Here is a 23,743-nt window from a genome sequence, read left to right on the forward strand (position 1 = left end):
AGGCCCGCGATGCTGCCCCCTCCGTTCAACTTCCAGCGCTGGATCGACGAGCACCGTCACCTGCTCAAGCCGCCAGTCGGCAACAAGTGCATGGTCGACGGCGATTTCATCGTCATGATCGTCGGCGGTCCGAACGCGCGCACCGACTACCACTGGGACGAAGGCCCCGAGTTCTTCCACCAGATCGAGGGCGAGATGGTGCTCAGGATCCAGGAGGACGGCGGCGTGCGCGACGTCCCGATCCGCGCCGGCGAGGTGTTCTACCTGCCACCGCGCGTGCCGCACTCGCCGCAGCGCGGGCCCGACTCGATCGGCCTCGTCATCGAGCGCAAGCGCCTCGCGCACGAGAAGGACGGGCTGATGTGGTTCTGCGACCACTGCAACACGAAGCTCTACGAGGAGTTCTTCGTGCTGCACGACATCGAGAAGGACTTCCCGGCGGTGTTCGACCGCTTCTACCGCTCGCGCGAGGCACGCACCTGCAAGGATTGCGGACACCTCAACCCCGCGCCGGCACGTTACGACGACCTGCCCGCCCCCTGATCGCGGTCCACCCGATGCCTGCCCGATCCCGCGACGTCGAGCGCGCACGCCGCCGATGCTGAAACGCCTGCTCGAACTCAAGCCGCGCGACGTGCCGACGCGCGTCGCCCTGCGCAACACGCTCTCGGTCGTGCTGCCGCTCGTCGCGGGCGTCGTGAGCGGCCATGTCGGCGCGGGCGTCGGCGTGGCGGTCGGCGCGCTCAACACGATGTTCTCGGACCAGCCCGGGCCATATCGCCTGCGCGCGCAGCGCATGCTGCTCGCCGCGACCGGGGCCGCGCTCGCGGCGTTCGTCGGCAGCGCGCTCGGCGGCGACCTCGTCGCGATCACGCTCGCGGCGCTGGCCTGGGGTGTCGGCGGCGGTCTGCTCGTCGCACTCGGCCCCGAGGCGGGGCGCGCGGGCATGGTCGCGATGATCCTGCTCGTGGTGACCGCGGCGACGCCGCAACCACCGCATCTGGCGCTGCTGCACGCGGGCCTGATCTTCGCCGGCGGCCTGCTGCAGACCGCGCTCGCGGTCGCCGCGTGGCCGTTGCAGCGCTACCGTCCCGAGCGCCATGCGCTGGCCACCGTGTTCGGCCAGCTCGCCGTGATGGCGCGCACGCGCACGCGTGCGACCGATCCGCCGCCGACCACGCAGGCCGTGCAGTACGCGCAGGAGCTGCTGCACGGCGCGCACCGTTCACGCAGCGTCGCGGTCGAGGCGTTCCGCGTACTCGCCGAGGTCAGCGAACGCGCGCGCGTCGAGATGCTCGCGATCGGCGACCTGCGCGAACACTTCACCGATCCGGCGGCCGCCGCGGCAGTCGAAGCCGTCATCCGCATCGCCGCCGACGCCTGCGACGGCCTTGCCGAGGCTCTCGTCGACGGCGCCACGCCGCATCTCGCGACACGGCACGTCGCCACGATGGACGAGGCGATCGCCGCGCTCGACCGCGTGCGCGAAACCACGTCCGAGCGCCGCGACGCGCGCCTGCTGCGCATCGCCCGCGCACGCGCCGAAGGCCTTGCCGGCCAGTTGCGCTCGGCCACGCGCAACGCCGACTTCGCCGGCAGCCTTGGCGAAATGCGCGCACAAGCCGTCGAGGCGCGCCTGCCCGAGGCGCTGCGGCCGCAGTCGGCGCTCGCCACGCTGCGCGCCAACCTCACGCTGTCGTCGGTTGCGCTGCGCCACTCGCTGCGATGCGGCGTCTGCCTCGCGCTCGCGGTCGCCGCCGAGCGCGTGCTCGAGCTGCCGCACGGCTACTGGATCCCGATGACGATCGCGATCGTGCTCAAGCCCGACTTCGCCGGCACCTTCAGCTTTGGCCTGCTGCGCGTCGCCGGCACGCTGGCCGGCCTCGTGCTCACGACCCTGCTCGTGCACTTCGCGTTCGACGGCACCTGGGACCGGCTCGTGCTGTTCGCGCTGCTGTGCTTCGGCTTCCGCCTGCTCACGACGGTCAACTACGGCATCGGCGTCGCCCTGCTGACCGGCCTCATCGTCATCCTCATGTCGTTCTACGGCGACGCGCCCGGCGAGACGATGCTGCCGCGCGCGATCGACACGGTCATCGGCAGCGCCGCGGCGCTGCTCGCCTATGCGCTGTGGCCGACCTGGGAAACGCTGCGCCTGCGCCCCGCGCTCGCGGCGATGCTCGAGTCCTACCGCGCCTACGTGCGCGCGTTGCTGACATCGGATGCTGCGGCCTGGACCGACGCACGTGCGGTCGCGCGTGCACGCCGCACCAACGCGCAGGCCTCGCTCGAGCGGCTCGCCGGCGAGCCGCGCCACGACCGCGCGCTCGTCGCCTTCGCCGAGACCGTATTCGCCAACGGCAACCGCCTCGCCCGCGCCGGCATGGCGCTGGAAGCCGTGCTGCTCGATGCCGGCCGCCTGCCCGCGCACGACGCACTCGATGCGTTCGGATCGCGTGCCGACGACCTGCTCGCACGCATCGCGACCGCCGTCGCCGACGGCTCGACGCCGAACCTGCCGAGCCTGCGCGGAGAGGAACGCCGCGTCGCCGCCGAGATGGAGGAAGCCCTGCCCGACGGCGGCGATCGCCACCTCGCCGCGGCCATCGCCCACGCCTGCGACCGCCTCGCCGACAGCATCGATACGCTGAGCCATCGGGTCGGTCCGGCGCCCGCGCCGGCGAGGCCCTGATCGCGTCGACCACGCCACCTTCGTGCCACGCGGCGCGGGTTACACTCCGCGCATGCTGAAGATCGACACCCACGCGCACATCCTGCCCGAGCACTGGCCCAACCTCGCCGAGAAGTACGGCGACGACCGTTTTCCGGTCATGGTCAACGCCGAGGGCCGCCGCCGCATCTACAAGGACGGCAAGTTCTTCCGCGAGGTCTGGGCCAACGCGTTCGATCCCGAGGTGCGCATCGCCGACTACGCGAAGTTCGGCGTCGACGTGCAGGTCGTCTCGACCGTGCCCGTGCTGTTCTCGTACTGGGCCAAGCCGAGCCAGGCGCTCGAGCTGCACCGCTTCCTCAACGACCACACGGCCGAGATCTGCCGTCGCTACCCGCGCCACTACGCCGGCATCGGCACGGTGCCGCTGCAGTCGCCGACGCTGGCGATCCAGGAGCTCGAGCGCTGCATGGACCAGCTCGGCCTGCAAGGCGTGCAGGTCGGCTCGCACATCGAGGGCTGGAACCTCGACGCGCCGGAGCTGTTCCCGTTCTTCGAGGCCGCCGCCGACCTCGGCGCCGCGATCCTCGTGCACCCGTGGGACATGATGGGCAAGGAGACGATGCCCAAGTACTGGCTGCCGTGGCTGGTCGGCATGCCGGCCGAGCAGGCGCGCGCCGCGTGCTGCCTGATCTTCGGCGGCGTGCTCGAGCGCCTGCCCAAGCTGCGTGTCTGCCTCGCCCACGGCGGCGGCTCGTTCCCGTACTCGATCGGCCGCATCGAGCACGGCTTCCGCATGCGCCCCGATCTCGTCGCCACCGACAACGCGCGCAACCCGCGCGAGTACTTCGGACGCATCTACTTCGATTCCTGCGTGCACGACGACGCCGCGCTGCGCTACCTGCTCGAGGTGGCCGGCGTCGACACCGTCATGCTCGGCACCGACTACCCGTTCCCGCTCGGCGAGCAGGAACCCGGCGCCGGCATCGCCGCGCTCGGCCTGCCGCTGCGCGACCAGGCGCGCCTGTTCCACGGCACCGCGCTCGAATGGCTCGACCTGCCCCATGCGCGCTTCGCGCAAGACGACACGGAGTGACACGATGAGACTGCTCGCCCTGCTCCTGCTGGCCGTCGCCGGCAGCGCCCACGCCCAGTCGGACAACGACTACACGCTCAACGACGGGCGCGTGAAGTTCAGCGTGCCGTCCGCCTGGACGGCGATCATGGAGAAGTCCGACGGCAACCCGCAGGCGATCAGCTTCCTGGTCGCCGACCCGGCCACGCAGGGCACCGAGGACTTCGCGAGCATCACGGTCAAGACGCGCCAGCTCAGGGCACCGGACCAGTTCGCCGAAGCCGTGCAGAACGAGTACACGCTGTCGAAGGCGCAGACCGGCTACGAATCCGACTTCGACGACCGCGACAACGGCGTGCATCGCTACCACGTCACGCGGGGCACCACGCGCTACGCGATCCGCGACCGTTTCACGCTGATCGGCAACATCGCCGTGCAGGTGCGCTGCCAGCGCCCGTTGCTCGAGAAGACGGCCAAGGACTGGATCACGCGTTACGACAGCGGTTGCGACCGCATCGCGGCGTCGTTGAAGTGAGCGCGGCTGGAACATGGGATAGCGGCGACGCCTGGGCCGTCGCCGAGGACGCACGCTGCGCGCTCGCGGGGTTCCGCGACGCGTTCGTGATCCCGCGCCACGAAGGCCGCGAGATCGCCTACTTCTGCGGCAATTCGCTCGGACTGCAGCCACGCGCCGCACGCGACGCGGTGGTCGAGGAACTCGACCACTGGGGCGAGCGTGCCGTCGAGGGTCACTTCCTCGGCGACCGGCCCTGGATGGATTACCACGCCTTCGTGCGCGACGACCTCGCCCACGTGGTCGGCGCCTTGCCGTCCGAAGTGGTCGCGATGAACTCGCTGAGCGTGAACCTGCACCTGCTCATGGTCAGCTTCTACCGGCCGACCGCCGAGCGGCCGGCGATCCTCGTCGAGAAAGGCGCGTTCCCGTCCGACCGCTACGCGGTCGAGTCGCAGATCCGCTTCCACGGCTTCGATCCGGCCACCGCGCTGATCGAGCTCGAGGCCGACGAACCGGACGGCACGCTGTCCGACGAGGCCATCCTGCGCGCGATCGACGAGCACGGGACGCGCCTCGCACTCGTGCTGATGCCCGGCGTGCAGTACCTGACCGGCCAGGCCTTCGACCTGCGCGCGATCACCGAGCGTGCGCACCGGCACGGCTGCGTGGTCGGCTTCGACCTCGCCCACGCGGTCGGCAACCTCGCGCTGCAGCTGCACGATTCGCATTGCGATTTCGCGGTCTGGTGCAGCTACAAGTACCTCAACTCGGGACCCGGTGCGGTCGCCGGTGCCTTCGTGCACGAACGCCACGCACGCACGCCGCGGCCTCGCTTCGCGGGCTGGTGGGGCCACGACCGCGAGACGCGCTTCCGCATGGGTCCCGAGTTCGTGCCGACACCGGGCGCCGACGGCTGGCAGCTGTCCAATCCGCCGATCCTCGCGCTCGCACCGTTGCGCGTGTCGGCGGCGCTGTTCCGCGAGGCCGGCATGGATCGCCTGCGCGCGAAGTCCGAAGCGCTGACCGGGTACCTCGAGGACCTCATCCGCCGCGAACTCGACGACGTGCTCGCGATCGCGACACCGTCCGCCCCGCATCGCCGTGGCTGCCAGCTCTCGCTGCGCGTCAAGGGCCCGCGCGAGGCGGGTCGCTCGCTGTTCGAGCACCTGCAGCGCGATGGCGTCGTCGTCGACTGGCGCGAGCCCGACGTGATCCGCGCCGCGCCGACACCGCTCTACAACCGCTTCGCAGACTGCCGGCGCCTCGTCGATGCGGTGGCGGCATGGAAGGCGACGCGTTGAAGGGCTCGATCGGGCACCGGCGTGCCCTCGTGTACGCATCGCGGATGACGCGGCGTTCGTAGTATCGTCGCGACGAGGCGGACGGATCCCGACGCCGTATGTCCCGGAGACACGGCGCGCGTGAACCCCCATCGTTACGCCGTCGCGGTGCTTCTCGCGCTCACCTGCCTGGTGCTGCGCTTCGCGGTGTTCCCCTACGACGCCGACTACGTCGGCCACATGCCGCCGCAGAGCGGGTCGCTCGCCCACCTGCAGGCCGGCGTCATGTTCGCGATGGCGATGCTCATGCGCGACCGCCTCGCGCTGCGGCTCACCGTCGCCGTGCAGGCCGTCGTCTGGATCGGCATCACGGCACGGACCGGCGGCCTCGGCCCGGCCGTCGCGGCGGGCGTGCCGCTGTTCGCCACGGCCTATGGCCTGCTCGTGGGTTGCGCGAAGCTCGCGGGATTCCCGCGCGATCCGGTCTTCGCGCTGTCGACGCGCGACATCGCCCGCATCATCGTGTCGGGCATGGTCGTGCTGCCGGTCGCGTGGATGCTCGTCGGCGGGGTGTTCGAGGCACCGTGGATGCCGCATGCCTTCGCGCTCATCGCGAACAATGCACTGCAGACGCTCGCCGCCAAGCATTTCGGCATCTCCGCACTGCTGTTGCCGGTGATGCTGTGGGCGACCTCGCGCGGCTGGGAGCGGCCCCTGCACGGCTTCGACCGCTCCTTCGCGGTGCTGTTCCTGATCGTCGTGGCGGCATTCGCGAGCCTGCTCGTGCAGGGTGACGCGACCTCGCCCGCCACGGCGACGATCGTCGAGTACCGCCTGCTGCTCGGCGCGCTGGCCGCGTGGGCCGTCATGCGCCTTCCGGTACGGCTGTCGATGCCCGTGCTCGCGATGACGCTCGTGGCGATCATCTACGCGGTCGCACGCGAGAGCCAGGGCCTCGGCGAAGCGGTCGGCCTGCAGCGCCTCGCGCTGCTCGCGGTGGAACTGGTGGTGTTGCAGGCCGTGATCTGCGTGCTCTTCGTGGTCACGCGCGACACGCGCATGCTGCAGCGTCGCCTCGAGAAGGAAGCCTCGGCCGACTCGCTGACCGCGCTGCCGAACCTCAAGGCCTTGCGTGAACGCGTCGCCGATCATCCACCGCGCGAACCCGAACTCGGTTACCTGCTGCTCGACAACATCGAACAGGTGTTCGCGGGACTCGGCCTCAATGCCCACACCGCGCTCATGACCGAGGTGCGTGCGCGGCTGGTCGGCATCGCCGACGCGTTCTACCTCACGAGCGGACAGTTCGCGCTGCTGCGCCACGAGAGTGCGGAGCGCACGCCGGACTGGCGTCACGTCATCGAAGCCCTCGAGACGTTCGAGTTCCGCTGGGAGGCCTCGAGCTACCGCGTCGCCCCCTACCTCGGCGTGTCGCGCCTTCGCGGAGCCAGCGACACCGCGATCGATACCGCGATCGCAGCAGCCTCGCAGGCGGCGATCCAGGCCCGCATGCTGCGCGAGACGCACCCGGTGCGCGCCTCGCGCCCCACGCCATCTCCCGGCGACATTGCCGATCCGCACCGCGAGCGCCTCGCCGCGACCTCGGACATCCTCGGACGCATCCGCACCGGCCAACTGCTGCTGTACTTCCAGCCGATCTGCCGCGTCGGTGCACCGAAGAACGCCGCGATCACCTCGGGCGAGGTCGTGTGCCGCCTGCGCATGGCCGACGGCAGCCTGCGCTCGCCCGGATCGTTCACGACCGACCTCGAAGCCAACGGCCGACTCGTCGAGCTCGACCGCGCCGTGCTGCGACAGCTTTTCGCCTGGCTCGGCCAGTATCGCCATGCGGTCGCGCACATCGAGCACCTCGGCGTGAACCTCACGGGGCAGAGCCTGGCTTCTACGAGCTTCATGCGCGAACTGCTGTCGCTCATGCGCCATCCGCCACTGCCGGCCCGTGCGTTCTGCTTCGAGGTCACCGAATCCGCGCTGGGTGCCGACCTCGGCGCGACGCGTGAAGGGCTCGACGCCTTGCGGGAGCTCGGCTGCCGCATCGCGATCGACGACTTCGGCACGGGCGTGCAGAGCTTCGAGCGCCTCAAGCAGCTGCCGTTCGACGTTCTCAAGATCGACGGCTCCTTCGTGCGCAACGCGCCGATCGCGGACCGCGACTACCAGCTCGTGCAGGCATCCGTGACGATCGCGCGCGCGTTCGGTGCCGAGACCGTCGCCGAGTACGTCGAAAGCCGCGCGATCCTCGACTGCATGCGCCGCATCGGCGTCGACTGGGCCCAGGGCTACGTGATCGGCAAGCCGCAGCCGATCCAGGCGATCCTGTCGCCCGACGTGCGCTGGCCGGTCGATCCGGAACTCGCCCTGATCTAGGCCGATGCTCGCAGCCCCGGCGCGCCGGGTGCACAATCGCGTCCCCGGTCTGCCGTCCCCGCCATGCCTCCACGCACGATCACGCTCGCCGGAGCCGGCCTCGTCGGCGCCCTGCTCGCCACGCTGCTCGCACGGCGCGGCTTCGACGTCACGGTCTTCGAACGTCGCCCCGATCCGCGCCGTGCCGGCTTCGCCGGCGGGCGTTCGATCAACCTCGCGCTCGCCGAACGCGGCTGGCACGGCTTGCGCGTCGCCGGCCTGGAGGCGCGCATGGCGCCGATCGCCGTGATGATGCGCGGCCGCATGGTCCATGACCTCGAAGGCCGCACCAACCTGCAGCGCTACGGTCGCGACGATTCCGAGGTGATCTGGTCGGTCTCGCGCGCCGCACTCAACGCGATGCTGCTCGACGCCGCCGAAGAGGCCGGCGCGACGATCCATTTCGACCGTCCGCTCGAAGGCGTCGACTGGTCGACGTCGACACTGCACCTCGGCGCCGAGGACGGCGTGCGCCGCGAGCACCGTGCCGACGTGGTCATCGGTGCCGACGGCGCCGGATCGGCCCTGCGTGCGGCGATCGCCACGCAGATCGCGCTCGGCGAACGCTTCGAACCGCTCGGCCACGCGTACAAGGAACTCGAGGTCCCGCCACTCGCGCAGCTTCCCGATGCGGCCCTCGACGGTGTACTGCGCGCCGCGCGCGAACGCGGCGAACGTTTCGCGATGGAACCGCACGCGCTGCACATCTGGCCGCGTGGCGGCTACATGTGCATCGCGCTGCCGAATGCCGAGGGCAGCTTCACGGTGACGTTGTTCCTGCCGAACGCGGGCGATCCCGGCTTCGATACCGTGCGTGATGCGGTCGGCGCGCGGGCGCTGTTCGCGAGGGATTTCCCCGACCTGCTGCGCCTCGTTCCCGATCTGGGCCACGACTTCGAATCGAACCCGACCGGCATGCTCGGCACGCTGTACCTCGACCGCTGGCATCTCGACGGCCGCGCCGTGCTGCTCGGCGACGCCGCGCACGCGATCGTGCCGTTCCACGGCCAGGGCATGAATGCCGGCTTCGAGGATGCGGTCGAACTCGCCGACCTGCTCGCCGGATCGCCCGGCGACACCGCCTCCGTGTTCGCCGAATTCCAGCGCCGCCGCAAGCCGAACGCCGACGCGATCGCGCGCATGGCCCTCGAGAACTACATCGAGATGCGTGACCGTGTCGACGACGCCGATTACCTGCTCATGCGCGAACTCGACCGCGAACTCGCCGCGCGCCACCCGACGCGCTGGATGCCACGCTACGCGATGGTCACGTTCACGCGCCTGCCCTATGCGACCGCGTTGCAGCGCGGCGAGCAGCAAGCCGCCCTGCTGCGCGAGGTGGTGGCCGGACACGCCAGCCTCGCCACGGTGGATCGCGAGGCCCTCGACACGCGCATCGCCGCCAGCGTGACGGAACTCGAGCTGCCGGCCTGAGCCGATGGCCACACCCTCGCCCGCCAGCCTGCTCGCGGCCTACCGGAACACGCGCTACGACGTGCGCCTGCCCGGCGGGCGACGCCTCACGATCCGCATCGGCGATCCGCCTCCCGTCGCGCTGATCCTGCCACGCGGCGATCCCACCCACGCGAGTGCGATCCTGACCGCGTGCAATCCACGTTCGCTGCCGTTGCCCGCCGCCGACAACCGGCGCCGCATGCACGAACTGGTGCGCACGCTGGTCGGCCATGGCCTGCTCATGCTGCCTGCGGTCGGCTGTGCCCCGGGCGACGCATGGCGCGAGGCGTCGCTGCTCGTGCCGTCGATTCCGCTCGACCTGCTCGACGCGCTCGCGCGCCGTTTCGGCCAGAACGCCGTCGTCACCCTCGTCCCCGAAGCGCGCCTGCGCGTGTATCGCGAGGACTGGCGCGCGAAGTACGGCAAGGGTGCCGCGATCGACTGGGCCTGAGCCATCAGGCTGGGCAGCACCGGTTCCTGCATGCGAAGCTCGCCGTCCCGCAGAGGAGCCCGCCTTGGACATTGCGCACAAGCGTCGCGTCTTCGCCATCGTGCGCGGGGTCCTCGACCATCCGCCGGCCGAGCGTGAGGCCGCGCTCGCCGCGGCCTGCGCGGGCGACGATGCGCTCGCCGCCGACGTCCGCAGCCTGCTCGACGGTGCAACCAGCGACATGCTCGACCGTGGCGCCGCCAGCGTCGCGGTGAAGCTCGTCGATCCCGACCACGACGACGGTGTGCCCGACGAGTCCGAGGTCGGCGGCTGGCGCATCGTGCGCGCCGTCGGCGCCGGCGGCATGGGGCGTGTCTATCTCGTGGAACGCAGCGGCGACGGCTACGTCCAGCAGGGCGCGCTCAAGCTCATCAAGCGCGGCATGGATTCCGATGCCCTCGTCGCGCGGTTTCGCCGCGAGCGCCACATTCTCGCGCGCCTGGACCATCCGAGCATCGCCCGCCTGCTCGACGGCGGCATCGCGACCGACGGACGCCCGTTCCTCGTCATGGAGTTCGTCGAAGGCGAACCGCTGTCGGCATGGATCGCGCGCGCCGACGTGGGCCTCGACGCGCGCGTGGCCTCGTGGCTCGCGATTGCCGCGACCGTGGCGCACGCGCACCGCCAGCTCGTCGTGCATCGCGACATCAAGCCGGCCAACGTGCTCGTCGACGCCGAAGGCCAGCCGCGCCTGCTCGATTTCGGCATCGCACGCCTGCTCGAAGCGGACACGCTCGAAACCCAGACTGCGACGGCATCGCGCTTCGTGTCGCGCGCCTACGCGGCGCCCGAACAGCTGAACGGACGCGATGTCACCACGGCCACCGACGTGTACCAGCTCGGTGCGCTGCTGTTCGAGATGCTGTCGGGCGAACGCTTCACGGCCTTCGCCTCCGAGGTCGCGGTGCGTCCATCGCTCGCGCTGGCCCGCGCACGCGAACGGGCCGGCGTCACGGGACCTCCGATCACGTCGAGGCGTCTCTCCGGCGATGCCGGCATCATCGTCGCGCGCGCCACCGATGCCGATCCCGCTCGCCGTTACGCGACGGTCGCCGCGTTCGCCGACGACGTGAAGCGCTGGCGCGACGGTCTACCGATCCTCGCGCGCCCCGACAGCGCGCGCTATCGCATCGGCCGTTTCGTGCAACGCCATCGCGTCGCCGTCGCGCTCGGCGTGTTCGCGCTGTGCGCGCTGCTCGTCGGATTCGCACTCGCGCTCTGGCAGGCCCAGCGCGCTGCCGAGGAGGCTCGCCTCGCGCGCGCCGCGCAGGACGTCCTCATCGGCGTGTTCGACGCGGCGGCACCGGACGCCGCGGCCGGTACGCGGGTGACCGCGCGCGAACTCATCGACCGAGGTATCGAGCGCATCGACACCGACCTCGCGGACCAGCCGCGCCTGCGCGCGGAGATGCTGCTCACGCTCGGCACGCTGTACCGTCAGCTCGGCCTGTACGACCAGGCCGCGACGACGCTCGGCCGCGCGCTCGACGTCGCGACCGGCCACGACCGATTCGACACACGCGTCGTCGCGCGCACGCGCATCGAGCTCGCCGGCACCGAGCGCGAACGCCAACGTCTGGATGTGGCGACGGAACTGCTCGAGGCCGTGCTGTCCGATCCGCCCGACGAACGCCTGCAGGCGCGTGCACTCATCGAACGCGCACAGGTCAACGAGAAGCTCAGCCGATTCGATGAAGCGCTCGCCGACGCGCGTGCGGCCTCCGCCCTCGACACGTCCAGTGCAGACGCGGCAGCCCGCGCGAAGGATCGTCAGATCGAGGCACTGATCCTCACGCGCACGGGCCGCTTCGACGACGCGGCCAGTACCTTCGACGATGCGATCGCGACCGCCACGCGCGCGCTCGGCGCGAACGACACGCGCGTCGCACAGATCCGCAACGACTACGCGATGATGCTGACCAGCCAGTCGCGACCGGCCGACGGCGAGCGCGAGGCACGCGCCTCGCTCGACGCCCGTCGTGCCCGCTTGGGCAACACGCACGCCCTCGTCGCCGAATCCCTGCAGGTGCTCGGCAGCGCCGAACGCCAGCTCGGCCGCCTCGACGACGCCGAGCGCTCGTTCGAGGAAGCCCTCGCGATCCAGCGCAGCGTGTTCGGCGATGCGCACGGGGACGTTGCCAACACGCACAACTCTCTCGGCATCCTCGCCGCGTCGCGCAACCGGTTCGTCGATGCCGAACGCCATTTCCGTGAAGCCTCGTCGACCCAGCGCGCGATCGGCCAGGACACCACGGTGCCGTCGTCGGTCACCAGCGCCAACCTCGCCGTCGCGCTGCTGCGCCAGGGCAAGCTCGACGAGGCTCACGCCCTGCTCGAAGGCTCCGCCGCGATGCAGCGCACGCTGCTCGGCGAACGCCATCCCGCGATGGCGAACACCGAGAACGGCCTCTCGCAGGTCGCGCTGCGCCGTGGCGACTTCACCGCGGCGATCGCCCACGCGCGCAACGCCGTGGCGATCTTCGATGCCGCGCTGCGTCCGGGCCGCGAGACCGCCGCCGTGCATCTCGTGCTCGCACTCGCCCTCGAGCGCGCCGGCGAGGCCGCGGAGGCCCTCGCCGAAGTGCTCGCGGCGCGCACGATGCTCGAGAACGCCGGTGTCACCGGCGACCCGCGCCTGTTCATGATGATGACCGTCGAGGCCGATGCCCTGGTCGACCTCGGCCGCGTCGCCGAAGCCGTGCCGATCGCCCGGCGTGTGCTCGACGAACGCAAGGACGCCGAACCGGCCCTGCGCATCCCGACGCTCGCACTCGCCGCACGCGTCGCGAAGGCGGACGGACGCAAGACCGACGCGCAGCGCCTGCGCGAGGAAGCACGCGCCCTGCTCGCGACGATCGATGCACCCGATCCCGAACTCGCGCTCGACATCGCCCGTGATTGACGCTGCCGGGCGCTGCGGCCATGCTCCCGCGACTTGCCTGCACGGGTATTCCGATGGATGACGCCACCGACCTGCTGGCCGCCGCCCGGCGTGGCGACGGTGACGCGGCGGAGCGCCTGTTCACCGCGCTGTACGACGAGCTGCGCCGCTGCGCGCATCGGCAGCTGCGGCAGCACGCCAGCGACACGCTGTCCACGACGGCACTGGTCCACGAGACCTACCTCAAGATCGGCCTCGGCCAGGCCACGGACCTGCAGGACCGCCAGCACTTCATGGCGCTGGCCGCACGCGCGATGCGGCAGGTGCTCGTCGACCACGCACGCCGCCGCCAGGCCGGCAAGCGCGGCGGCGACGCCCTGCTCGTGACCCTCGACGAGCGTGCCCCGGATCCGTCGTCCGAAGCCTTCGAGGTGCTCGCACTCGACCGCGCCCTCGGCGTGCTCGAGGCCGTCGACGAACGCGCGGCGCGCGTCGTCAACCTGCACTTCTTCGGCGGCCTCACGTTCCCCGCGATCGCCGAACTCGAAGGCGTCAACGAACGCACCGTCAAACGCGACTGGCAGGCCGCGCGCCTGCTGCTCGCGGCGGAGATGGGGATGCAGGGGTGAGGCCGTCGCGGCGCCGCACGAAAGGCCTTCACGCTGGTCACTCCTGCACGAGACGGCATGACGTCGTGCCAGTGCAGGGTGCCGTCGGACGCTGGCCGGTGTCCACGATGCGTCACGTCACAAAAGGCGTCATCGACGCGTGAACGCACTCCACATCGCGATGTCCATCGGTTCCGTACTGCTCGCGGGGTTCGCGGCCCTGATCGCCGCGATGAACATCGGATGCGTGATCCTCTGGTGGCGACACCGCTCGGCCGGCGTCACGCAGAACGTGTCGACGCTCCCGTTGTTGCCATCGATCATCATCTGGGTGGCTGCCGTCCTGCACAGTAGCTTGCCGGTCGACGCCCGGATCCTGCCCGCATGGGTGTTCTGGACGATCGCTGCATCCGATCTGACGCTCGTGGTGCTCGGAGGCGTGTTCCGTCTCCTTCGGCGGACGCAGGAACGCGGTGATTCACCACCCTGAGAGCGCGACGAGGCGGGCTTCGCGTGTCGTTCATGCCCTGAACCACTTGCGCGCGCATCCGATGCCGACACACCGGTTCAACGAGCCGACTTGCTTGCCCCCAATATATCCAATAATCTAGATATATGGATTCATTAGTTGCTGTCACCGCCCTCGGCGCCCTGGCCCAGTCCACACGTCTCGAAGCGTTTCGCCTGCTCGTCCGCGCGGAACCTGACGGCCTCCCTGCTGGTGAAATCGCCCGCCTTTTGGACGTCCCGCAGAACACCGGGTCATCGCACCTGTCGATCCTCGGCAACGCAGGACTCGTGACGTCGCAGCGTGAAGGTCGCTCGGTCGTGTACCGGGCCGACCTCGACGCCTTTCGCGAACTCACGCTGTTCCTGCTCAAGGACTGCTGCAGCGGCCGTGCCGAACTGTGCGCCCCCCTGATCGCCGAACTCACCCCCTGCTGCTGAAGCCCATGACCGAACGAACCTTCAATGTCCTGTTCCTGTGTACCGGCAACTCGGCGCGGTCCATCCTTGCGGAGAGCATCCTGCGCAAGGAAGGCACGGGCCGTTTCAACGCGTTCTCTGCAGGCAGCACGCCCAGGGGATCGATCCATCCGCTCGCGATCGACACGTTGACGGCGTTCGGCTATCCGGTCGACGGCCTGCGATCGAAGAGCTGGAACGAGTTCGAAGGACCGGACGCGCCCGTCATGGACTTCATCTTCACCGTCTGCGACGCCGCAGCCGGCGAGAGCTGCCCCGTCTGGCCCGGCCATCCGATGAATGCCCACTCGGGCATCACGGACCCGAGCGACGTCACGGGTTCCGACTTCGAGCGCAGGCACGCGTTCGTCACCGCACTGCGCCATCTCCGCAATCGCATCACCGCGTTCACCGCGTTGCCGCTCGATCGTCTCGACACGGCGTCGCTGCGCTCCTCGCTGCAGACCATAGGCCGCACGAGCGGCGCCAGCGCAGGAACCGGTGCGACGCCGACGTGACCACCAGTGCCCATGCCGACTGAACTCGCGGGGCTGGCTAGACCTAAGTGGCGCACCAACGCGCATGCCGCATCGCGTTCCTGCCATCCACCGTAGCCGGAACATCGCAGGTTCGCGGAATCCGAACGGACACCTAGGGGACGACGCCATGAGCACGCTGCACGCCACGCCGATTGCACATGAGGCGCTTCATGAGCTGGTCGCCGCGCTCGACGCCGCCGGCCTTCCGACGAGCGACGTACGCGATGAGGCGCGCCGGTTCTTCCGGTTCGACGACACCTCCACCCTCGGCTTCGCCGGCATCGAAGGCGACGGCCCCGACCGCCTGCTCCGATCCGTCGTGGTGCTGCCGTCCCGCCGGCATGCCGGTGCAGGCACGGCGCTCGTCGCCACACTCGAACGCATGGCGCGGTCGCAGGGCGTCCGCCGACTGCATCTGCTCACGACGAGCGCGCGGCCGTTCTTCGAACGCTGCGGCTTCACGATCGCGGATCGCGCATCGGCTCCCCCGGCGATCGCGGCATCGCGTGAGTTCCGGAGCCTGTGCCCGTCGTCCGCGGCGTACCTCGTGAAGTCGATCGGAGGCGTCGATGACGCTGCTTGATGTCGCCGACATGGAGGCGCTGCCGGCACTGGATCGTGCCGCCGTCCTTGCACGCCCCGCGGAAGGGCTCGGGCTCCCGTCGCCACCACCGCGCATCCTGCTGCTGTATGGATCGTTGCGGGCGCGATCGTTCTCGCGTCTGGCCGTCGAGGAAGCGGCGCGACTCCTGAACCTGTTCGGCGCCGAGACCCGCATCTTCAACCCGATCGACCTGCCGTTCCCGGATCAGGTTGAAGGTGACGACCATCCTGCCGTGCGCGAGCTGCGCGAACTGGCACTATGGTCGGAAGGTCAGGTCTGGTGCAGCCCCGAGCGCCACGGTGCGATCACCGGCCTCATGAAGGCGCAGATCGACCACCTGCCGCTCAACGTGGGTAGCCTGCGGCCCACGCAGGGGCGCACGCTCGCCGTGATGCAGGTGTCGGGCGGATCACAGTCGTTCAACGCGGTGAACACGCTGCGGCTGCTCGGTCGCTGGATGCGCATGGTGACGATCCCGAACCAGTCGAGCGTCGCGAAGGCATGGCAGCAGTTCGACGAAGCGGGCCGCATGAAACCTTCGGAGTTCTACGACCGCATCGTGGACGTGATGGAGGAACTCGTGCGGTTTACCGTACTGCTGCGACCTCACACGGCGCAGCTCACGGACCGCTACTCGGAGCGCCGCGCACGGTTCAGTTCGGCCCCGAGGACCGATCAGCTGTGAAAGCGTGATTCGATCGAGGTGGTCGGGGTAGAGGGATTCGAACCCCCGACATCCTGCTCCCAAAGCAGGCGCGCTACCAGACTGCGCTATACCCCGATATCCGGACGACCGGTGCGGCCCGTGGCGTGGGCCTGCGAAGGCGGCCGATGGTAGTGGCCGCCCGGATGGTCGTCAAACGCGCTCAGTCGTCGTCCCAGAGCGAGGCAACGCTCGGCGTGGTGCTGCGGCGCGGATTCGCGCGGATCGCCTCGGCGAGGCCATGGACGACCGCGACGGCGTCGCGCGTCGCGGCGACGTCGTGCACGCGCACGATCGCGGCGCCGCGCTGCACGGCGATCACGGCCGCGGCGAGCGATCCGGCGAGGCGGTCGGCCGCCGATTCGCGGCCGGTCAACGTGCCGATCATCGACTTGCGCGAGAAGCCGACGAACACGGGCGCGATCTCGGCGAAGCGACGCAGGTCGGCGAGCAGTGCGAGGTTGTGGGCCAGCGTCTTGCCGAAGCCGAAGCCGGGATCGACGAGGATAAGTTTGCGGTCGATGCCGGCGAGCTGGCAGGCGAACAATCGGTCTGTCAGGAATCGGTGCACGTCGCCGACGACGTCGTCGTAGGACGGCGCATCCTGCATCGTGCGCGGTTCGCCGAGCATGTGCATGACGCAGACCGCCGCGCCGGTGTCGGCGGCGGCTTCGAGCGCGCCATCGCCGCGCAGCGCGTTGACGTCGTTGATGAGGCCGGCGCCGGCCGCGACGGCGGCACGCATGACGCGCGCATCGGAGGTGTCGACCGAGATCGGCACGTCGGTGCTGCCGGCGAGCGCCTCGATCACGGGCACGAGACGCGCGATCTGCACGTCGGCGTCGACCGGGGCCGCGCCGGGACGCGTCGACTCGGCGCCGAGGTCGAGCAGGTCGGCACCTTCGTCGAGCAGGCGGCGCGCGTGCTCGATCGCGCGCGAGGGCTCGACGTAGCGGCCACCGTCGGAGAACGAGTCGTCGGTCATGTTGACGATGCCGCAGACGCGCGGCCGGTCGAGCACGAGCACACGGCCCTTGCAGTCGATTTCGGGATGGAACATCGCAGCCTCCTGGCGACGAAAAAGGCCGCCCGGAGGCGGCCTTTGGGTTTTCGAACGCGGGCCGGGTCAGTCGGCCGGCGTGTCGTTGCGCGTCTGCGCGGCGGGTCCGCCGATCGGACTCTCGCCACGGGTACCGCCGTCGCTGCTGCCGCCGGTCTTCTTCGGCGTGCCGGTCCAGTCCTTCGGCGGCTTGGGCGTGCGGCCCTGCATGATGTCCTCGACCTGCTCGCGGTCGATCGTCTCGTAGGTCAGCAGCGCACCGGCCATCGCGTGCAGGATGTCCATCTTCTCGTTGAGGATGGACTTGGCGCGCGCGTACTCGCGGTCCAGCGTCGACCGCACGACCTCGTCGATCTTGCGCGCGGTGTCCTCGGACACGTTCTTGTGCTGCGTGACCGAGCGGCCTAGGAACACCTCGTCCTCCTGCTCGCCGTAGGCGACCGGGCCGAGCTCGTCGGACAGGCCCCACTTGGTCGCCATGTTGCGCGCCATCTGGGTTGCACGCTCGATGTCGTTGGACGCACCGGTCGTGACGCTGTCCTCGCCGAACACGAGCTCCTCGGCAACGCGGCCGCCGTACAGGCTGGCCAGGCGGCTCGCGAGTTCGGTCTTGCTGTAGCTGTGGCGATCCTGCTCGGGCAGGTACATCGTCACGCCGAGCGCGCGGCCACGCGGGATGATCGTGACCTTGTGGACCGGGTCGTGCAGCGGCACGGACAGGCCGACGATCGCGTGGCCGGCCTCGTGGTAGGCGGTCAGCTTCTTCTCGTCCTCGCTCATGATCATCGAGCGCCGCTCGGCGCCCATCATGATCTTGTCCTTGGCCTTCTCGAAGTGGAGCATGGTGACTTCGCGCGCGTTCTCGCGCGCGGCGAACAGCGCCGCCTCGTTGACGAGGTTGGCGAGGTCCGCACCCGAGAAGCCCGGCGTGCCGCGCGCGATGACGATCGGCTCGACGTCCGATGCGACCGGCACCTTGCGCATGTGCACCTTGAGGATGTGCTCGCGGCCCTTGATGTCCGGCAGCGGCACGACGACCTGGCGGTCGAAGCGGCCTGGACGCAGCAGCGCGGGATCGAGCACGTCCGGACGGTTCGTCGCGGCGATCACGATGACGCCCTCGCTGCCCTCGAAGCCGTCCATCTCGACGAGCAGCTGGTTGAGCGTCTGCTCGCGCTCGTCGTGACCGCCGCCGAGGCCGGCGCCGCGGTGACGGCCGACCGCGTCGATCTCGTCGATGAAGATGATGCACGGCGCGTGCTTCTTGGCCTGCTCGAACATGTCGCGCACTCGCGCGGCACCGACGCCGACGAACATCTCGACGAAATCGGAGCCCGAGATCGAGAAGAACGGCACCTTGGCCTCGCCGGCGATCGCCTTGGCGAGCAGCGTCTTGCCCGTGCCGGGCGAACCGACCATGAGCACGCCGCGCGGGATCTTGCCGCCGAGCTTGGTGAACTTGGACGGGTCGCGCAGGAAGTCGACGAGTTCGGTGACTTCCTCCTTGGCCTCGTCGCAGCCGGCGACGTCGGCGAACGTGATCTTGACCTGGTCCTCACCCTGCAGCTTGGCGCGCGAGCGGCCGAACGACATCGCGCCGCGCCCGCCACCGCCCGACTGCATCTGTCGCATGAAATAGAACAGGATCGCGATGAAGATGATGATCGGCAGCCAGTCGAACAGGATGCGCAGCGCGATCGGCATGCCCGGGTCGCTCGGCTCGACCTTGACCTTCTGCGCGCCCTGCTCGATGTCGGCGATCGACTTCTCGGTGAGCAGCGCGGTCGTGCGCACGCTGGCGCCGTCGCGCAGCTTCGCCTCGATCGTGCGGTTGTCGTTCTTGACCAGCACCTCGTCGACGCGATTGTCGCGCAGTGCCTGCAGGAACTCCGAATACGGCACGTCCGTCGTCGTGGCGACGCGCGGATTGAAGCTCTGGAACACCGTCAGCAGCACGACGGCGATCACCACCCAGAGCAGCAAGGTCTTGGCCATGTCATTCATGTTGATCTGGAATCCTCTCGCAAGACTTCACCGTCAGCCTTTCTTTCCCGTCGCCAGCGCATAGACCTCGTTGCTGCGCGCCCGGGATGCCTTCGGCTTCCGGATGCTGACGCGTGCATAGTCGCCACGCAAGCGCCGTACGTATTCGTCGAAACCCTGTCCCTGGAACAGCTTGGTGAGGAACGCACCACCGTGCCGCAGCCGCTCCCGCGCGAAATCAGCGGCGAGATCGGCCAGGTACATCGAGCGGTCCTGATCCACCGCGCCGACCCCGCTCATGTTGGGGGCCATGTCGGAAAGCACAAGATCGACGCGGTCGTCGCCGAGCAGCGCCTCGAGCTGCTTCACGACGGTGTCCTCGCGGAAATCGCCCTCGATGAAGTCCACGCCCGAAATGCCCTGCATGGGCAGGATGTCGAGGGCGACGATGCGCCCGCGGTCGCCAAGGCGCTCGCGCACCATCTGCGACCATCCGCCCGGGGCCGCGCCGAGGTCGACGACGACCATGCCGGGCTTGAGCAGCGCGTCGCGCTCGATCAGTTCATCGAGCTTGAACACCGCGCGCGAGCGCCAGCCTTCGGCCTGCGCACGCTTCACGAAAGGGTCGCTGAAATGCTCCTGGAGCCAGCGGGAACTGGATTTGCTTCGCGCCACGTGGGTCTCGACCGCGCAGCGCGCGTTCATCATTCAGGGGAATGGGCCCATAATAGCGCGATTCCGCGGCCCGACCGGCCGCCCTGCCCCCGGATTCGGATTTCGTTCATGCCCCTCTCGCCGTTCCAGAAACGTTACCTGCGCGGCCTTGCGCACAACCTCGATCCGATCGTCCTGCTCGGCCAGAAAGGCGTCACGCCGAACCTGCTGACCGAACTCGGCGTCGCGCTCGACCACCACGAGCTGGTCAAGATCAAGCTGTCCGGTGGCGACCGCGAGGAGCGTGCTTCTCAGCTCGAGGCGATCAACGCCGCCACCGGTTCCGAAGTCGTGCAGACGATCGGCCACACCGCGACGCTGTGGCGCCGCAACGAGAAGGAACAGCGGCTGCCGCTGCCGAAGTGATCCGATGCAGCTGAGCCACGACCGGCCGGAAGGCTATTTCTTCATCCGCGCCTGCCATCCGGGTGCGATCACGGTGATCGACCGCGAGCTGCGCGAGAGCTTCGTCGTGATGCCCGACCGCATCGTCGAAAGCTGGCCCGTGACGCAGGCGGCGGCGCTCGACGAGGCTGCCGTGGCCATCCTGCTCGAACTCGACGCCGAAGTCGTGCTGATCGGCTCCGGCGATCGACAGGTCTTCCCGCCACGCGAGTTCCTGAAACCGCTGCTGCGCAAGGGCATCGGCGTCGAGGTCATGGACAATGCCGCGGCGAGCCGCACCTACAACCTGCTCGCAGGCGAAGGCCGGCGTGTGGCCGCGGCGTTCATGCTGGGTGGTTCGGCGACGGGTTGAGGGATTTTTTACCTAGGCGGGAGAACCGCTCCACCTGATTCCGGGTGTCGCGCAATGTCCGTCTTGCCTGTGCCTCAGCGAGCGCACGCCAGGTGGCGAAGGGTGTGCCGCGTACGCCCCCACGGCGGCGCCGATCCATGTGACACGTCGCCCCGGCGCAGGCCGGGGCCCAGCGCCTGTCCTCCGCCCGTGACGCATGCGCAGAGGCGCATCCCGATGATGGCTTTCACGCTCGCCTTGCATCGAAAGTCACTGGGCCCCGGCCTGCGCCGGGGCGACAAGATTCTTGTCTGCAAGGTCGATGTCGTCGGTGACGATGCCACGTTGCTGCGAGGACCGCTGCAGGCGATTCCGCCATGAACGGAAACGCCTTAGCGAGCATGAGCGTGATCGACGACGGCTTTGGCGGAACCCGCTGCACAGGCTCCGTGACTGCCGCGACGAGACAACGCGTGAGATCAGCGCGCGGCGCGCTCGCTCAGGCCTTGTCCTGCCCCGACAGCTTGCGCAGGCGTCGCAGCGCGTCTTCCTGGATCTGGCGCACGCGCTCGCGCGTGATGCCGAGCTCGCGTGCGATCTCGGCCAGCGACTGCACCGGCACGCCGCTGAGACCGAAGCGTCGCTCGACGACGAGGCGCTGGCGCGGGTTGAGCGCGGCGAGCCATTCGTCGAGCTGTCCCTTGCGCTCCCCGTCGCCGCGCGAGGGCGTCGCGTCGTCGTCCTCGACGATCTGCTCGATCAGCGCGCGGTCGTCGCCTTCGGACATCGGCGCATCGAGCGAGCTGATGTGTTCGCTGACGCGGAACAGCTCGGCGACCTGCGCCGGCGTCATCGACACCGCGTGCGCGAGCTCGTCGAGGGTCGGGGCACGACCGCGTTTCGCGGTGATTTCGCGGTTCGCGCGAAGCACCTGGGCGAGTTCGCGCAGCACGTGCACGGGCAGGCGCACGGTGCGGCTCTGGTGCGACATCGCGTGCTGCACGCCCTGGCGTATCCACCACATCGCGTAGGTCGAAAAGCGCAGGCGCCGACCCGGATCGAACTTCTCGACCGCGCGGATGAGGCCGATGTTGCCTTCCTCGATGAGGTCCATGAGCGGCACGCCACGACCGACGTAACCGCGCGCGACTGTCACGACGAGGCGCAGGTTGGCCTCGATGAGGCGGTGCCGCGCGAGCGCATCGCCGGCCTGCACGCGCTCGGCGAGCGCCCACTCCTCCTCGGCTGTCAGCAGCGGGATCAGGCCGATCTCGTTGAGGTAGGCACCGGTCGAGGTGCGCACTTCCTCGTCGACCGGCTCGATCGCGTCGAGCAGCTCGAGGACGTCCTCGACTTCGGGCTCGTCGGGCGTCGGATGGGCGTCGTTCGCCTGCATCGGACGAGCTTAGTGCGCCGCGCGGGGCAAGGAAACCGGCAGGCGCATCGTCAGCGCCGCGGCAGGAACGCAGCCGGATCGACCGGCTTGCCGTCCTTGCGGATCTCGAAGTGCAGCATGTCGCGGCTCGCGCTCGTCGAACCCATCTCGGCGATCTGCTGGCCGAGCTTGACCTTGTCGCCTTCCTGGACGAGACGACGGCGGTTGTGGCCGTACGCCGACAGCAGCGAGGCGTTGTGCTTGATGATGATGAGCTCGCCGTAGCCGATCAGGCCGTTGCCGCTGTAGACGACCTCGCCGTCCGCAGCGGCGCGCACGGGATCACCCGCACGTCCCGAGATGTCGATGCCTTGGCGCGTGGGGTCGCCCGCGACGAAGCCGGACAGGCGCGTGCCTTCGGCCGGCCATTGCCAGCGGATACCCGACGCCGAGGCGGCCGCAGCGGGTGGCGGAGGAGCGACCGCCGACGGCGGAGCCGCGACGACGGGTGGATTCGCCGACGCCACGGGAGGTGGCACGGACGCTGGCGGCGGCTGGGTCACGCTCGTCCCCGGACGCGGCGCCGTCGTGGATGACGGTGCCGAAGCGACCGGCGGCGGCACGGCTTGCGCAGGACGCGTTGCAGGAGCAGAAGACGGCGGCGTGACCGGGCGCGCGGGCGCGGCGGCAACCGGGCGCGGCGGCGGTGCCTCGCCGAGGCGGATCTCCTGCCCCACGTAGATCGTGTACGGCGGACCGATGCGGTTGATGCGCGCGAGCTCGCGCACATCCATGCCGTTGCGGAACGCGATGCCGTACAGCGTGTCGCCACGCTGCACGCGATGCACCCCACCGGGCGCCGTCGAAGGCGCACGCGGCGCGGATGTTGCCGGGGCGGAAGGACGTGGCCGCGAGCCGGGACGACTGCGATCCTCGACCGGCGCGGGAGGCGTCGTCGCGCACGCGGCCACGAGCAGGGCGAGGCTCGCGGCGGTGCAGGTGCGGATCGGTGTCATCGTTTCCAAAGCCTACACTTAGCGCATGAACTTGAAGTAGACGATCAGCAGAACGATCGCCACCACGACGGCCCAGCCGATCCACTCGATCCAGCGGTGCAAGGCCGCCTCCGCACGCGGACCGGCCAGGCGGATCACGCCCGCGAGCAGGTACACGCGCTTGCCGCGGCCGACGATCATGCTCGCCACGAACGGCAGCAGCGGAACGCCGACGATGCCCGAAGCCCACGTGAAGATCTTGAGCGGAATCGGCAGGAAGCCCGCGAGCACGAGCAGCCAGAACGCCGACCACGGGCTCTGCGAGGCGATCTCGCGCAGCTCGAGCACCTGCCTGTCGATCCGCTCGAGCCAGCCCAGCGATTCGAGCAGCGGGCGCACGAGTTCGAACGCGAAATGGCCGAGCGCATAGCCGACCAGCGCGCCGATCACCGAAGCGACCATGCTGATGGTCGCGTAACGCAGCCAGCGCTGCGGCTTGGCCAGCACCATCGGGCCGAGCATGACCTCGGGCATGACCGGGAAGATGATCGCCTCGATGAAGCTCAGGCCTGCGAGCAGCGGCTCCGCCTTAGGATGCGCGGCCCAGCGCAAGGCACGCTCGTAGAGCGGCTGGAACAACTTCATCGACGGCCCTCCAAGCCCT

24 protein-coding genes and 1 tRNA gene are annotated in these 23,743 nt (G+C 69.7%); 18 read left to right on the forward strand and 7 right to left on the reverse strand.

Annotated elements, in window-relative coordinates:
* Positions 1–9 precede the first annotated feature (9 nt).
* The 15 genes from ACQQ2N_RS19240 to arsH all read left to right on the forward strand — a co-directional run bounded on the left by ACQQ2N_RS19240 (position 10) and on the right by arsH (position 16,198).
* Complete coding sequence (locus tag ACQQ2N_RS19240; RefSeq protein ID WP_440223192.1) at positions 10–543, forward strand: 3-hydroxyanthranilate 3,4-dioxygenase; 534 nt, start codon at positions 10–12, stop codon at positions 541–543.
* Between the two features lie 55 nt (positions 544–598).
* The gene (locus tag ACQQ2N_RS19245; protein ID WP_440223193.1) at positions 599–2,692 is read left to right on the forward strand and encodes an FUSC family protein; all 2,094 of its coding nucleotides are present in this window, start codon (positions 599–601) and stop codon (positions 2,690–2,692) included.
* A gap of 52 nt (positions 2,693–2,744) precedes the next feature.
* The gene (locus tag ACQQ2N_RS19250; protein WP_440223194.1) at positions 2,745–3,767 is read left to right on the forward strand and encodes an amidohydrolase family protein; all 1,023 of its coding nucleotides are present in this window, start codon (positions 2,745–2,747) and stop codon (positions 3,765–3,767) included.
* Positions 3,768–3,771: 4 nt separating this feature from the next.
* Positions 3,772–4,281 (forward strand): hypothetical protein, encoded by a 510-nt coding sequence (locus tag ACQQ2N_RS19255; RefSeq protein WP_440223195.1) that lies wholly within the window; start codon positions 3,772–3,774, stop codon positions 4,279–4,281.
* The gene (kynU, locus tag ACQQ2N_RS19260; RefSeq protein WP_440223196.1) at positions 4,278–5,564 is read left to right on the forward strand and encodes a kynureninase; all 1,287 of its coding nucleotides are present in this window, start codon (positions 4,278–4,280) and stop codon (positions 5,562–5,564) included. The genes ACQQ2N_RS19255 and kynU overlap by 4 nt, the downstream gene beginning before the upstream one ends.
* Before the next feature lie 120 nt (positions 5,565–5,684).
* Positions 5,685–7,931 (forward strand): EAL domain-containing protein, encoded by a 2,247-nt coding sequence (locus ACQQ2N_RS19265; RefSeq protein ID WP_440223197.1) that lies wholly within the window; start codon positions 5,685–5,687, stop codon positions 7,929–7,931.
* 63 nt (positions 7,932–7,994) lie between these two features.
* A complete protein-coding gene (locus ACQQ2N_RS19270) occupies positions 7,995–9,404 on the forward strand; it encodes an FAD-dependent oxidoreductase (RefSeq protein WP_440223198.1) in 1,410 nt (469 codons plus the stop codon).
* A 4-nt stretch (positions 9,405–9,408) separates the two neighbouring features.
* The gene (locus ACQQ2N_RS19275) at positions 9,409–9,876 is read left to right on the forward strand and encodes a DUF3293 domain-containing protein (protein ID WP_440223199.1); all 468 of its coding nucleotides are present in this window, start codon (positions 9,409–9,411) and stop codon (positions 9,874–9,876) included.
* Positions 9,877–9,940: 64 nt separating this feature from the next.
* Positions 9,941–12,817, forward strand: a complete 2,877-nt coding sequence (locus ACQQ2N_RS19280; RefSeq protein WP_440223200.1) for a tetratricopeptide repeat protein — start codon at positions 9,941–9,943, stop codon at positions 12,815–12,817.
* Positions 12,818–12,870: 53 nt separating this feature from the next.
* Positions 12,871–13,425 carry an ECF-type sigma factor gene (locus tag ACQQ2N_RS19285; RefSeq protein WP_440223201.1) on the forward strand — a complete coding sequence of 185 codons (555 nt, stop codon included), beginning with the start codon at positions 12,871–12,873 and terminating at the stop codon, positions 13,423–13,425.
* Positions 13,426–13,564: 139 nt separating this feature from the next.
* The gene (locus ACQQ2N_RS19290; RefSeq protein ID WP_440223202.1) at positions 13,565–13,894 is read left to right on the forward strand and encodes a hypothetical protein; all 330 of its coding nucleotides are present in this window, start codon (positions 13,565–13,567) and stop codon (positions 13,892–13,894) included.
* A gap of 125 nt (positions 13,895–14,019) precedes the next feature.
* On the forward strand, positions 14,020–14,352 hold the full coding sequence (locus ACQQ2N_RS19295; RefSeq protein WP_440223203.1) for an ArsR/SmtB family transcription factor: 333 nt from the start codon (positions 14,020–14,022) through the stop codon (positions 14,350–14,352).
* A gap of 5 nt (positions 14,353–14,357) precedes the next feature.
* Entirely contained in the window at positions 14,358–14,888 is a 531-nt protein-coding gene (locus ACQQ2N_RS19300; RefSeq protein ID WP_440223204.1) for an arsenate reductase ArsC, read from the forward strand.
* 64 nt (positions 14,889–14,952) lie between these two features.
* Complete coding sequence (arsN2, locus tag ACQQ2N_RS19305; protein ID WP_440223205.1) at positions 14,953–15,492, forward strand: arsenic resistance N-acetyltransferase ArsN2; 540 nt, start codon at positions 14,953–14,955, stop codon at positions 15,490–15,492.
* A complete protein-coding gene (gene arsH, locus ACQQ2N_RS19310; RefSeq protein ID WP_440223206.1) occupies positions 15,479–16,198 on the forward strand; it encodes an arsenical resistance protein ArsH in 720 nt (239 codons plus the stop codon). The genes arsN2 and arsH overlap by 14 nt, the downstream gene beginning before the upstream one ends.
* Before the next feature lie 19 nt (positions 16,199–16,217).
* On the opposite strand, the gene ACQQ2N_RS19315 is transcribed toward arsH, so the two are convergent.
* The 4 genes from ACQQ2N_RS19315 to rlmE all read right to left on the reverse strand — a co-directional run bounded on the left by ACQQ2N_RS19315 (position 16,218) and on the right by rlmE (position 19,964).
* A tRNA-Pro gene (locus ACQQ2N_RS19315) sits at positions 16,218–16,294 on the reverse strand.
* Positions 16,295–16,379: 85 nt separating this feature from the next.
* The gene (gene folP / locus ACQQ2N_RS19320) at positions 16,380–17,276 is read right to left on the reverse strand and encodes a dihydropteroate synthase (protein ID WP_440223207.1); all 897 of its coding nucleotides are present in this window, start codon (positions 17,274–17,276) and stop codon (positions 16,380–16,382) included.
* A 66-nt stretch (positions 17,277–17,342) separates the two neighbouring features.
* Positions 17,343–19,280, reverse strand: a complete 1,938-nt coding sequence (ftsH, locus tag ACQQ2N_RS19325) for an ATP-dependent zinc metalloprotease FtsH (protein WP_440223208.1) — start codon at positions 19,278–19,280, stop codon at positions 17,343–17,345.
* Between the two features lie 33 nt (positions 19,281–19,313).
* Positions 19,314–19,964, reverse strand: coding sequence for a 23S rRNA (uridine(2552)-2'-O)-methyltransferase RlmE (gene rlmE, locus ACQQ2N_RS19330; RefSeq protein ID WP_440225804.1), 651 nt, complete (start codon positions 19,962–19,964; stop codon positions 19,314–19,316).
* A 78-nt stretch (positions 19,965–20,042) separates the two neighbouring features.
* On the opposite strand from rlmE, the gene yhbY reads away from it, so the two are divergent.
* The 3 genes from yhbY to ACQQ2N_RS19345 all read left to right on the forward strand — a co-directional run bounded on the left by yhbY (position 20,043) and on the right by ACQQ2N_RS19345 (position 21,090).
* Positions 20,043–20,339: a ribosome assembly RNA-binding protein YhbY gene (yhbY, locus tag ACQQ2N_RS19335; RefSeq protein WP_440223209.1), complete on the forward strand. Its 297-nt coding sequence runs from the start codon at positions 20,043–20,045 to the stop codon at positions 20,337–20,339.
* A gap of 4 nt (positions 20,340–20,343) precedes the next feature.
* On the forward strand, positions 20,344–20,730 hold the full coding sequence (locus ACQQ2N_RS19340) for an Mth938-like domain-containing protein (RefSeq protein ID WP_440223210.1): 387 nt from the start codon (positions 20,344–20,346) through the stop codon (positions 20,728–20,730).
* Positions 20,731–20,946: 216 nt separating this feature from the next.
* Positions 20,947–21,090: a hypothetical protein gene (locus ACQQ2N_RS19345; RefSeq protein ID WP_440223211.1), complete on the forward strand. Its 144-nt coding sequence runs from the start codon at positions 20,947–20,949 to the stop codon at positions 21,088–21,090.
* Between the two features lie 118 nt (positions 21,091–21,208).
* Here the strand turns inward: ACQQ2N_RS19345 and ACQQ2N_RS19350 are convergent, their stop codons facing one another.
* From ACQQ2N_RS19350 to ACQQ2N_RS19360, 3 genes are read right to left on the reverse strand one after another with little or no spacing between them, the layout of a single operon-like run.
* Positions 21,209–22,105, reverse strand: coding sequence for a sigma-70 family RNA polymerase sigma factor (locus ACQQ2N_RS19350; RefSeq protein WP_440223212.1), 897 nt, complete (start codon positions 22,103–22,105; stop codon positions 21,209–21,211).
* A gap of 50 nt (positions 22,106–22,155) precedes the next feature.
* Entirely contained in the window at positions 22,156–23,100 is a 945-nt protein-coding gene (locus ACQQ2N_RS19355) for a peptidoglycan DD-metalloendopeptidase family protein (protein WP_440223213.1), read from the reverse strand.
* A gap of 18 nt (positions 23,101–23,118) precedes the next feature.
* Positions 23,119–23,724 (reverse strand): YqaA family protein, encoded by a 606-nt coding sequence (locus ACQQ2N_RS19360; RefSeq protein WP_440223214.1) that lies wholly within the window; start codon positions 23,722–23,724, stop codon positions 23,119–23,121.
* Positions 23,725–23,743 lie beyond the last annotated feature (19 nt).

The organism is Dokdonella aquatica (genome assembly GCF_051987395.1).
In the GTDB taxonomy this organism is placed as follows: domain Bacteria; phylum Pseudomonadota; class Gammaproteobacteria; order Xanthomonadales; family Rhodanobacteraceae; genus Dokdonella.